15 protein-coding genes are annotated in these 14,422 nt (G+C 58.8%); 8 read left to right on the top strand and 7 right to left on the bottom strand.

The annotated features are described in order from the left end of the window. A complete protein-coding gene (pgsA, locus tag AC0V6M_RS00070) occupies positions 1–609 on the bottom strand; it encodes a CDP-diacylglycerol--glycerol-3-phosphate 3-phosphatidyltransferase (RefSeq protein WP_486136843.1) in 609 nt (202 codons plus the stop codon). A gap of 107 nt (positions 610–716) precedes the next feature. Between pgsA and AC0V6M_RS00075 the strand changes: the two genes are divergently transcribed. Further along, positions 717–2,066: an MFS transporter gene (locus tag AC0V6M_RS00075; protein ID WP_486136845.1), complete on the top strand. Its 1,350-nt coding sequence runs from the start codon at positions 717–719 to the stop codon at positions 2,064–2,066. A gap of 24 nt (positions 2,067–2,090) precedes the next feature. Here the strand turns inward: AC0V6M_RS00075 and AC0V6M_RS00080 are convergent, their stop codons facing one another. After that, positions 2,091–2,360 (bottom strand): hypothetical protein, encoded by a 270-nt coding sequence (locus AC0V6M_RS00080; RefSeq protein ID WP_486136846.1) that lies wholly within the window; start codon positions 2,358–2,360, stop codon positions 2,091–2,093. A 183-nt stretch (positions 2,361–2,543) separates the two neighbouring features. On the opposite strand from AC0V6M_RS00080, the gene AC0V6M_RS00085 reads away from it, so the two are divergent. Continuing rightward, positions 2,544–4,238, top strand: a complete 1,695-nt coding sequence (locus AC0V6M_RS00085) for a thiamine pyrophosphate-binding protein (protein WP_486136847.1) — start codon at positions 2,544–2,546, stop codon at positions 4,236–4,238. A 3-nt stretch (positions 4,239–4,241) separates the two neighbouring features. Here AC0V6M_RS00085 and AC0V6M_RS00090 read toward each other — a convergent pair whose 3' ends face one another. Then, the gene (locus tag AC0V6M_RS00090; RefSeq protein WP_486136849.1) at positions 4,242–4,652 is read right to left on the bottom strand and encodes an EVE domain-containing protein; all 411 of its coding nucleotides are present in this window, start codon (positions 4,650–4,652) and stop codon (positions 4,242–4,244) included. A gap of 159 nt (positions 4,653–4,811) precedes the next feature. Here AC0V6M_RS00090 and AC0V6M_RS00095 point away from each other — a divergent pair, with 159 nt between their 5' ends. From AC0V6M_RS00095 to AC0V6M_RS00115, 5 genes are all read left to right on the top strand, one after another. Continuing rightward, on the top strand, positions 4,812–6,479 hold the full coding sequence (locus AC0V6M_RS00095; RefSeq protein WP_486136851.1) for a putative bifunctional diguanylate cyclase/phosphodiesterase: 1,668 nt from the start codon (positions 4,812–4,814) through the stop codon (positions 6,477–6,479). Positions 6,480–6,577: 98 nt separating this feature from the next. Next, positions 6,578–7,399, top strand: a complete 822-nt coding sequence (dapF, locus tag AC0V6M_RS00100) for a diaminopimelate epimerase (RefSeq protein ID WP_486136852.1) — start codon at positions 6,578–6,580, stop codon at positions 7,397–7,399. Further along, positions 7,396–8,586 carry a MiaB/RimO family radical SAM methylthiotransferase gene (locus AC0V6M_RS00105; RefSeq protein ID WP_486136853.1) on the top strand — a complete coding sequence of 397 codons (1,191 nt, stop codon included), beginning with the start codon at positions 7,396–7,398 and terminating at the stop codon, positions 8,584–8,586. The genes dapF and AC0V6M_RS00105 overlap by 4 nt, the downstream gene beginning before the upstream one ends. Continuing rightward, positions 8,583–9,521, top strand: a complete 939-nt coding sequence (ftsY, locus tag AC0V6M_RS00110; protein WP_486136854.1) for a signal recognition particle-docking protein FtsY — start codon at positions 8,583–8,585, stop codon at positions 9,519–9,521. The genes AC0V6M_RS00105 and ftsY overlap by 4 nt, the downstream gene beginning before the upstream one ends. Beyond that, positions 9,521–10,180 (top strand): inner membrane-spanning protein YciB, encoded by a 660-nt coding sequence (locus tag AC0V6M_RS00115; RefSeq protein ID WP_486136855.1) that lies wholly within the window; start codon positions 9,521–9,523, stop codon positions 10,178–10,180. The genes ftsY and AC0V6M_RS00115 overlap by 1 nt, the downstream gene beginning before the upstream one ends. On the opposite strand, the gene AC0V6M_RS00120 is transcribed toward AC0V6M_RS00115, so the two are convergent. Next, on the bottom strand, positions 10,177–10,377 hold the full coding sequence (locus AC0V6M_RS00120) for a hypothetical protein (RefSeq protein ID WP_472644805.1): 201 nt from the start codon (positions 10,375–10,377) through the stop codon (positions 10,177–10,179). The two genes, AC0V6M_RS00115 and AC0V6M_RS00120, sit on opposite strands and share 4 nt — an antisense overlap. Before the next feature lie 248 nt (positions 10,378–10,625). Between AC0V6M_RS00120 and AC0V6M_RS00125 the strand changes: the two genes are divergently transcribed. Continuing rightward, positions 10,626–11,222 (top strand): hypothetical protein, encoded by a 597-nt coding sequence (locus tag AC0V6M_RS00125; protein WP_486136856.1) that lies wholly within the window; start codon positions 10,626–10,628, stop codon positions 11,220–11,222. Positions 11,223–11,246: 24 nt separating this feature from the next. Here the strand turns inward: AC0V6M_RS00125 and AC0V6M_RS00130 are convergent, their stop codons facing one another. The 3 genes from AC0V6M_RS00130 to AC0V6M_RS00140 form a co-directional block, all read right to left on the bottom strand. Then, on the bottom strand, positions 11,247–13,169 hold the full coding sequence (locus AC0V6M_RS00130) for a potassium transporter Kup (RefSeq protein WP_486136857.1): 1,923 nt from the start codon (positions 13,167–13,169) through the stop codon (positions 11,247–11,249). 156 nt (positions 13,170–13,325) lie between these two features. Next, positions 13,326–13,967 carry a tetratricopeptide repeat protein gene (locus AC0V6M_RS00135; RefSeq protein WP_486136858.1) on the bottom strand — a complete coding sequence of 214 codons (642 nt, stop codon included), beginning with the start codon at positions 13,965–13,967 and terminating at the stop codon, positions 13,326–13,328. Beyond that, positions 13,967–14,389, bottom strand: a complete 423-nt coding sequence (locus tag AC0V6M_RS00140) for a cytochrome c-type biogenesis protein (protein WP_486139537.1) — start codon at positions 14,387–14,389, stop codon at positions 13,967–13,969. The genes AC0V6M_RS00135 and AC0V6M_RS00140 overlap by 1 nt, the downstream gene beginning before the upstream one ends. Positions 14,390–14,422 lie beyond the last annotated feature (33 nt).

Below are 14,422 nucleotides of genomic sequence, written 5' to 3' on the forward strand. Positions count from 1 at the left end.
TCAATCCATATGTTTGAGGCCGACCCGCAAGTAATCCCAGCCGGTGATGCAGGTCAGCACCGCAGCCGCCCAGAGCGTCGTCAGGCCGATCAAGTGTAGCCAGGTCTGCTCAACCGAGGCGCAGGCATCGCCGGGGACTTGGCATGGCTGTCCGTGCAATGCCCCGCCGCCAATCAGAGCCGCCAAAGCGACCAGCTGAAACGCGGTTTTCCATTTCGCCAGTTTACTGACCGGCATGGAGACCTGAATACCGCCCAGAAATTCGCGCAGGCCAGAGACGGCAATCTCTCGCATCAGAATGATCAGACCGGCAATCACATGGAAATCACCCACATAAGGTCCCCGCAAATATCCTTGCGCGGTGAGCACAAGGATAACGGTCGCGACCATGATCTTGTCAGCGATGGGATCGAGGAAAATGCCGAGCTTTGACACCGTGCCCTGCGCCCGGGCCAGATAGCCATCGAAGAAATCGGTGATCGCAATCAGGCCGTACAGCACAAAGCCTATCGCATAGCCCAATTGCCATTCCGGCCACCACAAAAAGAAGGCCAGCAATGGCAACGCCATAATGCGCGACAAAGTGAGAATATTGGGCAATGTCATCATTATGAATGCGTCCTTAGCCGCCTTTACCACAGCGCAAAAGATGAAACAGGCACCTTGTTAACGCCTGCGTATCGTCTATCTCCTGCGTCAGGGGAGCGAACACTTTCATGACCACGACGACGCATCTTTTGCGCCGCAGGCGCTTCCTGCCATTGTTCTGCACTCAGCCGCTGAACGCATTTAATGACAATTTGTATAAGACCTCGATGGTCCTGTTCGTCGTGTACAAAGTTTACGACGATGAAAGCCAAGAGGCGATTTTTAGCGCCATTGCTTCGGGATTGTTCATCCTGCCATTTTTCGTTCTGTCAGCGTTGGCGGGGCAACTCGCCGATTTGCGGGATAAGGCGGCGATCATCCGCACGGTCAAGATGTGCGAGATTGGTTTGATGCTGATCGGCGCAACAGGCCTGCTTCTTTTGTGGCTCGACAAGACCGGACATCTGATCGCGTGGCGCGGGATCGCGGTCGACAGCTTTGCGATACCGCTGCTGATGTTCGCCCTGTTTCTGACCGGGGTTCAGTCGACATTCTTGGGCCCGATCAAATATGCCATCCTGCCGCAACATTTGAAGAAAGAAGAAGTGTTAGCGGGGACCGGACTGGTTGAGGCAGGCACTTACATCGCCATTTTGCTGGGCACGATCTTGGCCGGTTGGATCCCGGTCGAATGGGCCGCCGGCGGCATCATAGTGACATCGGTGATCGGCTATATCTCAAGTCGACAAATCCCCGCTGCACCTCCTTTGGGCAAAGGGGAAGAAAAACTAGACTGGCACATCATCCGCGCGTCGATCGCGCTCATCAAAAACACAATGCATGATCGCCAGATTTTCTATGCGATCCTCTCGATCAGCTTCTTTTGGACGATCGGCGCTGTGCTGTTCATCCAATTCCCGCCGCTCGCCAAAAACACGCTGATGGCTAGCAAAGAAGTCGCCAGCCTATTTCTGGTGATCTTCTCCGTTGGGGTGGCGATCGGTTCGGTTTCCATCAACAAGCTGCTGAAAGGCAAAGTGTCGGCGCGCTATTCACCCATATCCGTTATCGCGATGGGCGCATTCGTGGTTGCATTCTATCTAGTCTGCCGGATGTGGCAGGCGGATCAGCCGACAGAGCTGCTGAATGTCGCGGAATTCGTCGCATGGCCGCTGGCCGCTGTCATTTTGCTATGTCTGCTTGGCATTGCGGTGGCGGGCGGCATGTTCGTGGTGCCGCTCTATGCGTTTCTAACCACTCGCTGTGCACCCGACGAAGCCGCGCGGACGATTGCAGCCAACAACATCGTCAATTCAGGCGCGATGGTGGTTGGGTCGTTGCTGGCCATTGGGCTCAGCGCGCTTGGCGTGCCGGTGGTGGAGCAGGTTCTGCTAAGCGCTGGAATGTGCCTCGTCTCTGCCTGGCTCGGCAAACGGCTGCACAATGCTGAGTTAGAGCACTCTGACGCCGCCGCTTAGAGCGCGCGAGGCAGCGTCAATGACTTAAGCGATAAAGGCGATGATCGCCGCAAAGGTCGAGACATAGACCGTCGCAAAACCGCGCACGTCATCGCGGGTCAATTGCCATAGGCATTCCGCCGGTGCGGCCAATTCGTCGCTGCGCACATGCGGCGGCAATGACGCGCGGAACGAATGCTGAGCCGCTTCATCAGTCAGCACCAAAGCGCGGCGGCCGCCCCGCCTTTTCGGTTCTAAACCAAGCTCTGGCAGATTCCGTTCGATGGCGACTGTTTTGAGACTCGCATATGTCATGGGCTACTTGTTAAGACTTTCTTAACCGTTTTGGCAGGGGTGATTTGCAAACTGTCGCGCTGCGGGACATTAATTGTTTTTTCATTTGGGCCTGTGGAAAGTTCGGCCGGATTGCGCGCGTGCAGCGCCCCCGCTAAGCGCGTTGAGAGCGCAGCGAATTGCGCCGCAAGGACGGGACAGGGAATGATGGAAAAGACTGCTCCAACAGCGGCAGAGCTGCTGGTCGATTGCCTGATCGAACAAGGCGCAGACCGGATATTCACCGTTCCGGGAGAGAGTTTTCTCGCCGTGCTCGACGCCTTGCATGCGAGCGACAGTGTGGATGTCGTCACTTGCCGGCAAGAAGGCGGCGCAGCTTTCATGGCTTGCGCCGATGGAGCCATGACTGGCCGCCCCGGCATCGGCTTTGTCACCCGCGGCCCCGGCGCGACCAACGCCAGCATCGGCATTCATGTCGCCCATCAGGACTCGCAGCCGATGATCCTATTCGTGGGCGATGTCGCACGCGGCATGAAAGACCGCGAAGGTTTTCAGGAGGTGGATTTCGCCGCCTTTTTCGGTCCGATCTGCAAATGGGCGGCGCGGATTGATGATGCGGCCCGCATCCCAGAATACATCGCTCGAGCCTACTCGGTCGCGATTTCAGGCAGGCCTGGCCCGGTCGTGCTCGCTTTGCCGGAAGACATGCTGTGCGACCTGATGGGCGAAAACCCGCCGCAGTCCCGCCCTGAGGTTACCCGCCCCGCGCAAGCGGTATGCCCGGATGCAATGCAAGCGATGCTGGCAATGATTGGCGATGCGGCGAGCCCGATTGCGATTATCGGCGGTGCCGGTTGGAACGCGAAGGCGCGCGAGCACTTTCAGCAATTCGCCGAGAGCATTAGCTTACCAGTCGCAACCGCCTTTCGCCGCCAAGACGCTATTTCGCCCAATTCGCCGGTCTATGCGGGCAATCTCGGCTATGGTCCCAACCCCAAATTGGTAGAGCGGGTGAAAGCCGCTGACTTGGTGCTCGCCGTCGGCGCTCGGTTGGGGGAGGCGACAACCGATGGCTACACCGTCCCGACTTTGGAGCATCCCGATCAAACGCTGATCCATGTCCACCCAGACCCCGAAGAATTGGGCCGAGTTTACCGGGCGGACCTCGCGCTATGCTGCGCCGTCGACGAATTTGCAGAGGCTGCGGCGCTATGGGAAGATCACAGCGTCATCCCCTTCGATGCTGGCGCGCAAGCGAATGCGGAATGGCGCGAATGGTCGAGCTACGACCCTACCGAATCCTCCGATCATGCGCTCGATATGGCGGCCTGCGTCGCCTTTATGCGGGAGGTCTATCCCGCCGATACGATCGTCACCAATGGCGCGGGCAATTTTGCCGGATGGTGGCACCGTTATTGGCGCTATGAAGGCTATCCGACGCAGCTGGCCCCGACCGCCGGCGCGATGGGATATGGCGTCCCAGCGGGGATCGCAGCGGCTCTGCGCCATACGGACCGGCAAGTGGTCATCGTCGCAGGCGATGGCGATTTCCTGATGAACGGCCAAGAGCTCGCAACCGCAGCGCAGTACGGGGCAAACCTAACCGTACTGGTGGTCGACAACAGCGCCTATGGCACCATTCGCATGCACCAGGAGCGCGAATATCCCGGCCGCGTTTCCGCCACCAAACTCGCCAACCCAAACTTCGCAGCTTTCGGCGCAGCCTTTGGAGCGTGGAGCGCCCACGTAAGCACAACGGAAGAGTTCCAATCCGCTCTCACAGAAGCGCGCGAGAAGAGCGGCCTGCGCCTTATCCACATGTCGATTGATATTGAACAACTCGCCGCGAGCGGAGCTAGCATCAGCGGACTGCGCGCGAATGCAGCCGCAAAGGGATAGCGTCTATCCCTCGGCCATATCGCAAATGATCTGCCATTCTTCCGGCGTGATCTGCGCGACCGACAATCGGGACAGCTTCACCAGCCGACATTCTGCGAGCTTGGGCTCGGCCTTGATCTGCTTGAGTGACACCGGGTTTTCGAACTTGCGTTTCGGCTTCACTTTTACCGCAGCCCATTTGCCGGTTTCATCGGTGGGATCGAGAATATCAGCCACGCTGACCGTGCAAATGCCAACAATCTCTAGCCCTTCTCGCGAGTGGTAGAAGAAGCACTCATCGCCGACCTCCATCGCCTTGAGATTGTTCTTCGCCAAATGATTGCGCACCCCGTCCCAAACGCCCTCTTTCTCTGCGATCAGATCATCCCAGCCGTATTTGAACGGTTCGGATTTTATCAGCCAGTAATTGGGCACAGGGTCGCTCCCCAGTTTAGCGCTGTCAGACGGCCATCGTTCTGACGATAGAAACGCGCCGCGCCAAGCGCCAAATTGAGCGCGCGCTCATCTTAACCGGATATTTAATATGTGCCCTCATTACGACCGAGACTGAAATCGCTGGGGGCACAGCCGATTATGGCTGAAGAAAAAACTGAGCAACGGGTAGGAAAGGCCGAGCGCGACATTGTTGCGCTGGGGATTGCCACCGCTGCGATCATTATATTTGTTGGTATCGGCGGCTCTGTAATGGGCGACATCGCCGAAGCGACGTTTGGCGAAGGCAGAGGGCCCGACCCATTGCTCGTCAACGCAATGCTACTGAATATAGCGTTGATCATATTTGGCTGGCGCCGCTACCGCGAACTCCATTCTGAAATCCAGCAGCGCCGTGCCGCCGAAGAGCAGGCGCGCAAGCTATCCGAGATTGATCCGCTGACCGGCTGCCTCAACCGCCGCTCCATGGCGAAAGCCACCGAAGAACTGCGCAACGGGCCAAACCGTCATGGCCAAGCTCTAGCCTACGTCATGATTGACCTCGACAACTTTAAGCAGGTCAATGACATGAACGGCCATGCGATCGGGGACAAATTGCTGATCGAGCTGGCTTCGCGGCTCAAAGAAAAACTCCCCAAAGACGCTCTGCTGGCGCGCCTTGGTGGTGACGAGTTTGCCTTTGTCATGCCGTATGATGGTAAGCACCCAGAACGCATTGATGAGCAGGTGATCCGCCTGTTTGAAACCGCGACAGCCATGTATCAAGTCGATGACATGGCGGTTGAGCTGACCATGTCGATTGGCATTGCCACCGATCATGATGAACAAGGATTCAACCCGCTGGTAAGCGACGCGCAAACCCTGATGCATCACGCCGATATCGCGATGTATCACGCCAAGAACCAAGGCAAGAACCGCTATTACTGGTTTGAGCCAACGATGGAAAATGAGCTGCGCTTCCGCAATGAGCTGGAAACGGGCATTCGCCGCGGCCTTGCGGTTGGTGAGTTTGTGCCATTCTATGAGCAGCAAATTGACCTAGAAAGCGGCGATCTGGTCGGCTTCGAAATGCTCGCACGTTGGCAGTCGCCTCAGCTGGGCCTCGTCAGCCCGGACATCTTTATTCCGATTGCCGAAGACATTGGCGTGATCGGCGACTTGTCGGAAAAGCTGATGGTTGAGGCCTTTGCCGATGCCCGCGATTGGGACCCGGATCTGACCCTGTCAGTAAACATCTCGCCAATCCAAATGCGCGATCCATGGTTTGCGCAAAAACTTCTGAAGCTGCTGGTTGAGCACAATTTCCCAGCGCACCGGCTTGAGATTGAAATCACCGAGAGCTGCCTGCACGACAATGTCGGCATGGTCCGCTCGATGATTGCGAGCCTGCGTAACCAAGGCGTCAAGGTCAGCCTCGATGACTTTGGCACGGGCTATTCGAGCCTTGAGCAGCTGCGTTCGCTGCCGTTTGACCGGCTCAAGATTGATCGCAGCTTCATCAGCGAGCTGCGCAATCCCGATGCGAGTTCCAAGATCGTCGATGCGATTGTCTCGCTTGGCAATGGTCTGGATATGCCGATCACCGCCGAGGGCATCGAAGATGAGAACATCCTCGACCTGCTCAAAACGATGGGCCGCCTGAAAGGCCAAGGCTATCTCTATGGCCGTCCAGAAACCGCCGAAGAGGTACGCCTGCGCTTGAAAGCCGCTGGACGCCTAGTCGAGCAGCCAGACGTAGATTCTACATCGCAGGACAGCGCCACCGAAAGCACAGTCGATCCCGAGAACCTCAGGCGCGTTGCCGAATAAAGGCGTATTCCTGAGGCTCCGGTATCGCCTGCGCACAGACAAATCACTGACGCAAAACTGGACGTAGCGCCTGTGCGTGCATAAATGCGCTCCAGATCATGCGCACTCCCTTCATCAAGATGCACGGCCTCGGCAATGACTTCGTGGTGCTCGACGCCCGCGAAACCCAATTGCCAAGCGTTACGAGTGCGCTCGCGAAGGCGATTGCGGATCGGCGCACGGGCATTGGATGTGATCAGCTTGTGCTGCTGGAGCCAAGCGCTTCGCACGATTTCAAAATGCGTTTCTTCAACAGCGATGGCGGTGAAGTGGGCGCATGCGGCAATGCCAGCCGCGCGGTGGCGATCCTGCATGGCAAGCCCGCCAAGGTAAAGACCGCTGGCGGCACTCTATCGCTGCACCCCAGCGAAGGCGGCGCCAGCGTCGATATGGGCGTCCCCCGCTTCGATTGGGACGCGATCCCGCTCGACTATCCAATGGACACGCTCTCAATGCCACTTGGCTGGCCAATGGACGAGGGAGCGCTGGAAAACCCTGCCGCCGTCAATGTCGGCAATCCGCATGCGGTGTTCTTTGTCGAAGATGCCGATGCGGTCGCCCTTGAGACCTACGGCCCCATCATCGAGCACGATGCGGTGTTCCCCGAACGCGTGAACGTCAATGTCGCGAGCCTGATTGAGCCCGATCATCTGCGCTTGCATGTGTGGGAACGCGGCGCGGGCATCACCCGCGCATGCGGCACCGGAGCCTGCGCCACAGCGGTTGCAGCGGCGCGTTGCGGGATCACCGGACGTGACGTCATGGTGTCATTACCGGGCGGTGATCTGCGGATCGAATGGCGCAGCGACGATACGATCCTGATGTCAGGCCCGGCAACCGAAGCCTTTCGCGGTACATTTGAGTGGGACGATTTCACATGAGCGCGCCCCTCGCCAATCAGCCTGACGTAATCTCGCTCGGCTGCCGCCTCAATATTGCCGAAAGCGAGAAGCTGCGCGCGATGCTGCCAGACGGCGAGGATGTCGTCGTCGTAAACAGCTGCGCCGTGACCAATGAGGCTGTGCGCCAAACGCGCCAAGCCATCCGCAAGGCTCGCCGCGCACGGCCCGATGCGCGCCTGATTGTGACCGGATGCGCCGCTGATATCGAGCGTGAACAGCTCGCCGATATGCCAGAAATCGACGGGCTGATCTCCAACCAGTCAAAACTTGATCCGCGCGCCTGGAACCTACCCAGCGATCACGCTCCGCTTGCACCCACAAAGACCCGCGCCTTTATCGCGGTCCAGAATGGCTGCGATCACGCCTGCACCTTCTGCATCATCCCGCAAGGGCGCGGCACCAGCCGATCCATGACCATTGCCGAGGTGCTGCGCGAGGTGGAGCAGCATCTGGAGCTAGGCGCGCGTGAGGTCGTGCTGACCGGAGTGGATGTGACCAGCTGGGGACACGATCTGCCGGCTGCCCCGCCGCTCGGTGCGCTGGTCGGCGCGATCCTAGACCGTTTCCCACGCCTCGTCCGCCTGCGCATGTCATCACTCGACGGCATTGAGATTGACGAGGCTCTGTTTGAGCTCTTCGCCAGCGAGCCGCGCCTTATGCCCCATCTGCACCTATCGCTGCAGCATGGCCATGATCTGATCCTGAAGCGCATGAAGCGGCGGCACCTGCGCGGCGATTCGGTGGATCTCGTGCAGCGGTTAAAGGCACGCCGCCCGGATATTGCGATTGGCGCAGATCTGATCGCGGGCTTCCCAACCGAAACCGCTGAGCATCATCAGGCGAACCTCTCGATCATTCGCGAGTTGGACATCGTCCACGGCCATATCTTCCCTTTCTCCGCGCGCGAAGGAACGCCAGCGGCCCGCATGCCTCAACATGACCGCACGCTCATTAAAGAGCGCGCAGCCGAACTGCGTGCGCTAGCCGCTGAAACACGCACCAACTGGCTGGATAGCCTTGTGGGCGAACCTCTTCTGGTCCTCGCCGAGGGCGACAACAGCGGCTACAGCGAGAGCTATGCCCGCGTCGCTCTGCCCAGCGGCACACAGCGCGGCACGATATTGACCGTCACACCGACTGCCCATGAGAAAGGCCTGCTGCAATGAGCGATCCCGAGAATGCGGGCTCTAGCTGGAGTGACCGGCTGTTTGGGGGCTTTCGCAAGACCTCTGAGCGGCTGTCCACCAATCTCACCGGCGTGGTCGGCACGGCAAAGCTCGATGATGCCACCTTGGACGAGGTGGAAGACGCACTGATCATCTCAGACCTCGGGCCGTCAGCCGCCGGGCGGATCCGCGCCAAACTGTCTGAAAAGCGTTTCGGCCTGGAGATCACTGAGCAGGAATTGAAAGAGGCCGTCGCTGAGGAAATCGCCGAAATCCTGCGCCCTGTCGCAAAACCGCTCGACGTGGTCGCCTTCCCCCGCCCGCAAGTAATCCTAGTGATCGGCGTCAACGGGTCCGGCAAGACAACGACCATCGCCAAACTCGCACATCTCTTCCAAGAGGATGATTACGGCGTGATGCTGGCCGCTGGAGACACGTTCCGTGCTGCCGCCATCGGGCAATTGGCGACCTGGGCCGAGCGTGTCGGCGTCCCCATCGTTCGCGGACCAGAAGGCGGCGATCCGGCCTCTATCGTGTTCGATGCAGTGAAAGAGGCGACGGACACCGGCATTGACGCGCTGATCGTGGACACCGCTGGACGGCTGCAAAACAAGCGCGAGTTGATGGACGAGCTGGAGAAAATCCGCCGCGTTCTGGGACGCCTCAATCCAGAGGCGCCGCATGATGTCGTGCTCGTTCTGGATGCGACCAACGGCCAAAATGCTTTGTCCCAGATCGATGTGTTCAAAGAGGTCGCCGGCGTCACGGGCCTGATCATGACCAAGCTGGATGGCACCGCACGCGGCGGGGTGCTGGTGGCGGCGGCGGAGCAATATGGCCTGCCAATCCACGCGATTGGAGTTGGCGAGACCATGGATGATCTGCGTCCGTTCGACCCCGATCTGGTTGCCAAAGTTATTGCAGGAGTGGCGTAATGTCAGACACTGAAACCGCCGCCCCACCTACAAAAAAGGCAGGCTCTGGCTGGCTCAATGTCGCGGTCGATTACGGGCCGCTGCTGGTTTTTCTCAGCGTCTACAAATTCTATGCACCGGATCAGCCTGAGCCGATCAGCGAGCTGTCCGCGATTATTCGCGGCACCGGCGCCTTCATGCTTGCGGCTCTTATCGCGTTGGCGGTGTCGAAATGGCGCCTCGGCAAGATATCGCCGATGCTGTGGTTCTCCACCGCCCTCATCGTAGGGTTTGGCGGCTTGACGATCTTCCTCGGCGATCCGGTGTTCGTGCGGCTGAAGCCAACCATCATCTACGGCTTCTTTGGAGTGGCCCTGCTGGTCGGATGGAAGATGGGCAAGGCGCTGCTCAAGATCCTGCTGGAGGCCGCATTTGAGGGCCTGACAGACGAAGGCTGGCTAAAGCTGTCACGCAATTGGGGCGTGTTCTTCCTCGCGCTGGCTGCGCTCAACGAAGGCCTTCGCGCCTATATGACCTTTGAAGGCTGGCTGTGGGCGAAGCTGTGGGTGTTCCTGCCGCTCACCTTCCTGTTCACCTTCGCCAATATCCCGATGCTGCTGAAGCATGGGCTGGATCTGGGTGAGGAAGATAAGGCCGAGGCGAAAGACGAAACGCCTTAAGCGGCGCAGTCTTCCCAGCCAAGCGGCGCGCGGTCACAATTGGCATAAAGCGCGCGGCGAGCCCGCTCTTGCAAGACATCGCGCACAACCTGTTCTTGATTGTCGGTTGAGCGGGTTGTGGTGATGACATTCAGATAGCGACCATGACCATATTTGGCCTCGCGCGGTCCTGATGCGAAAATGCGATGTGCAGTCATTTGCGTTCTCTTTCGTTGGTGACTGCGGCCATCGACCCTTACCCAGATTCTGTTCAACCTGTGAGCATGTAACATCTTGTTACGGTCGACAGGTGTGGTTCGTTTTGGTCTTGAGATATATTCTCGCACTAAACTGCGTAATAACGATTGAGTTCTCAGCCCCAAAATCTGTTGAGGGATAAGATGGCTTTGGGCAGAGTGATATGGAATAAGCGAAAGACAAACCGCTGACTGGCTAGCTACTCAAAATGTTCCACAACACACTGTATAGGCTTGAGCGCAATCAAAAGCGGTTCCTTACGGCACTGGGAGTCGCTTTTCTTTTTGTCACAGTCATCTGGCTTTGGGCGGAAATTGCGAGTTGGTCGTTTCCAATTGAGCCAATTGTAGTATTCATAGGTGGCATAGCGACTCTCTCGGCAACCTATTGGCCATGGAAACCCACCTATAGAGATCGTCGTCGTATCGGGCGCGTGGCCTGCGATTACATGAGCAATAATCAGTCATTTGTAATCGGTAATTATGAACATCTCTCATTCACGCTCAGATTCAGCAAAGCCTCGGGAGAGAGTATCTACATCTACAAGGACGCGACGAACGTCGAATGTTTGGCAATCGCCAAAGGCGTTGGCAGCTTTCGGGACATCAGGGACGTCAGTGCTTTCGATTTCTCAAATAGAGTGGTGAAACCCCAAGAGGGCGAAATAGTGATCCTCAAAAACACAAGTGGTAACTTCGCAGCCATCGAAATCCATGACATCAAAGATTCTAGTCGCAGTGATAACAAAGACGAAGTTACATTCTCATTCGTGATAAATCCTGAAGGCGGAACCGACTTTTCTTAGAAGGTCCAAGCACCAGGACGAGACCTAAATCTCGACCTGGCTGCCTAGCTCCACCACGCGGTTGGTCGGTAGTCGGAAGAACTCCATCGCCGTTGCTGCGTTTCTCAGCATCCACGCAAAGATCTTCTCGCGCCAGATCGGCATGCCCGGCTTGTCGCTGGGCAGAAGGGTTTGCCGCGAAAGGAAGAAGCTGGTGTGCATCATGTCGAACTCGCCGCCGCACTGCTCCATCTGCTTCAGGCCCAGCGGGACGTTCGTCTCTTCCATAAAGCCATAGCGCAGCACCGCGCGGTAGAAGCCGTCGCCCATGTCGGTGTATTCGCAGCGGCTGCTCGGATCGACATAGGGCACGTCCTGAATATCGACCGTCAGGATCACCACGCGTTCGTGCAACACCTTATTATGCTTGATATTGTGCAGCAGCGCAGAGGGCACGCCAGCGGTGCTGGAGGCCATGAAGATCGCCGTGCCTGGCACGCGGGTGGCGGAATTCTTGGCGGACTTGGCGAATATCTCCATCGGCAGAGCAACCTCGCTCATCCGGTCGCGCATCAACTTACGCCCGCGCGCCCAGGTGGTGAGCAGCAGGAAGGCGATGAAGCCGACCATCAGCGGGAACCAGCCGCCATCCGGCACCTTCGTAAGGTTCGCAGCGAAGTACGCACCATCGACGATTAGGAACAGGATCACGACGGGCGCGGCGTACCACCACTTCCATTTCCACACGCCTACCAGCAGCACCGCCATCAGCAGCGTGTCGATCGTGACCGCGCCGGTCACCGCGATGCCATAGGCGCTGGCGAGGTTGGAGGAGTTCTGGAACGTCAGCACCAGAATGATCACCGCGACCATCAGCGCCCAGTTCACCACTGGAATGTAGATCTGGCCGCCCTCAGTCTCGCTTGTGTGGCGGATCGAGAGGCGCGGGATATAGCCCATTTGGATGGCCTGATGCGTGATCGAGAACGCGCCAGAGATCACCGCTTGGCTGGCGATAAAGGTCGCGACCGTGGCCAGGAACACCAGCGGCAGGCGCCATTCCTCGCTGGCGAGGAAGAAGAACGGGCTCTGGATGGCTTCAGCGGCTTGTTCCGGCGGCAGACCAATGATCATCGCGCCTTGCCCAAAGTAGTTGAGCAGCAGGCAGGGCATGACAAAGCCGAACCACGAGAGCCGCATCGGGCCGCGGCCAAAGTGCCCCATATCGGAATAGAGCGCCTCTGAGCCAGTCACTGCCAGAACGACTGAGCCGAGCGCCAGAAACGCGAGCCAGCCATCAAGGACAAAGAAATTCACCGCGTGATAGGGGTTGAGCGCCCACAGGATCTCTGGCGTGTTGAATATCTGCCACGCGCCCATGCTGGCGATGACCGTAAAGTAGACGATCATGACCGGGGCAAACAGCGCCCCGACCTTCGCCGTGCCGCGCTTTTGCAGCATGAACAGGAATACGAGCAGGCCCAGCGCAATCGGGATAACGAAACGCTGCAATCCGGGGTCCACCACCGTTAGGCCCTCGACCGCAGACAGGACCGAAATCGCAGGCGTAATCATGCTGTCGCCATAAAACAGCGAGGTCGCAAACACGCCGAGCAGCAGCGCCACCCAACCATATTTGGATTTGCTGAGCTGGCTGGAGATCAGCGCAACCAAAGCGAGCGAACCGCCCTGCCCCTTGTTATCGGCGCGCATCAGGATCGTGACATATTGGATCGAGACGACCAGCGTCATCGACCAGAAGATCAGGCTAATGACGCCCAGAACATGCGCGTTATCGACCGCAAGCGGGTGCGGGCCAACAAATGTCTCGCGAAAGGCATAGAGCGGGCTGGTACCGATATCGCCAAAGACGATACCAATCGCGCCAACCGCGAGCGCCTTTTTAGACGCGCTATGGCCCTTGCCGCCTTGTGGCGGTTGGTGTGCTGGCGCTGCTGTATCGCTCATGCGTAATGGATTTCCCGAAGTAGAGCCGCGGCCCTATCGATACTGCCCTCGTAAAAAAGCCGCCCGATTTAGCGACTCTGCCCCCACGAACCTTGTGAGGTGGGCGCCCCTAGCACCGCCTTAGCGGCCCTGCAACTCAGGCGGTGGATGCGCGCCTTATTGGGCCGCCGGATTGGGAGCACCAGAGAGCATCGCATCAATGGCCTCGAGCCGCCGGGTGAGCTCTGCATGCCACGGCGCATCCTCTGGCGTGCGCTCCAACAGTTCAGCCCAAACGGCGCGCGCCTCGCGCACTTGGCGGTTACGGAAATAAGCCGCGCCAAGGAAGAAACCCGACCCCGGATTGGCCGGATCGGCCTTGCTAGCCCGGTCAAAGGCATTGTGCGCCGCCGGTGTGACGCTGCCATCGGCATGCTCGACCAGAGCCATGCCGAGCGCCAACCAGCCCTCTGCGTGCCCCGGATTGTCTGCGAGGCCGCCGCGTAGCAAGCCTGCGGCATCAGCGAACCGGCCACGCCGGGCAAAGCCATCGGATACCGTGAGATAATTTGGTTTCGGCACGCCCGCGTCAAACAGGGCGCGGCGGGCCTCGACCATCTGTTCGCCAGAGCGCGGTTCCTGAACCATCGCGGCCTTCGGACTGCCGGGCTGGCTGGCGCTGCCCTGCCAAGCATAGCCGGTGAGACCGAACACCAAGACCGCGCCAAATAGCGTCCAGCTCGATTTCGGTAGGCGCAGCACGAATGCGGCAAAGCCAAACGCGGCCAGCGCCAGGAGTGAGACGGCGATCCAGCCCATTATGCGCTTTCCTCAGGAGTGGGCGCGCTGTCTGCATCGCCCCCATCGGAGCGCTTGCGCCCCAGACGGCGGAACAACAGCAGGAAACCGAAGCCAAAGATGATCGCCGGCACGAGGAACAGCGGCCAAGTCGTGGAGCTAACCTCCGGCTGGTAACTGACATAATCCCCATAACGCACGATCAACCATTGGCGGATCGCCTCTGGTTTCTCTCCAGCGGCCAAGCGTGAGCGGACCTGATGGCGCATATCACCGGCCATCGGCGCATCACTATCGTGGATGTTCTGGCTCTGACAGGTCAGGCAGCGCAGCGTCGCCATCAGCTCAACGGCCTGCGCCTCCAGCGCTGGGTCTTCCAGCTGCGTATAGGCATAAGGTGCCGGCGGCAGCGAATCTTGCGCGGTCAGCGGGACGCTGAGCATCGCCAAAGGCGCGAGCACGGCGGCAAGCAGAGC

Source organism: Erythrobacter sp. JB3-1 (genome assembly GCF_057364995.1).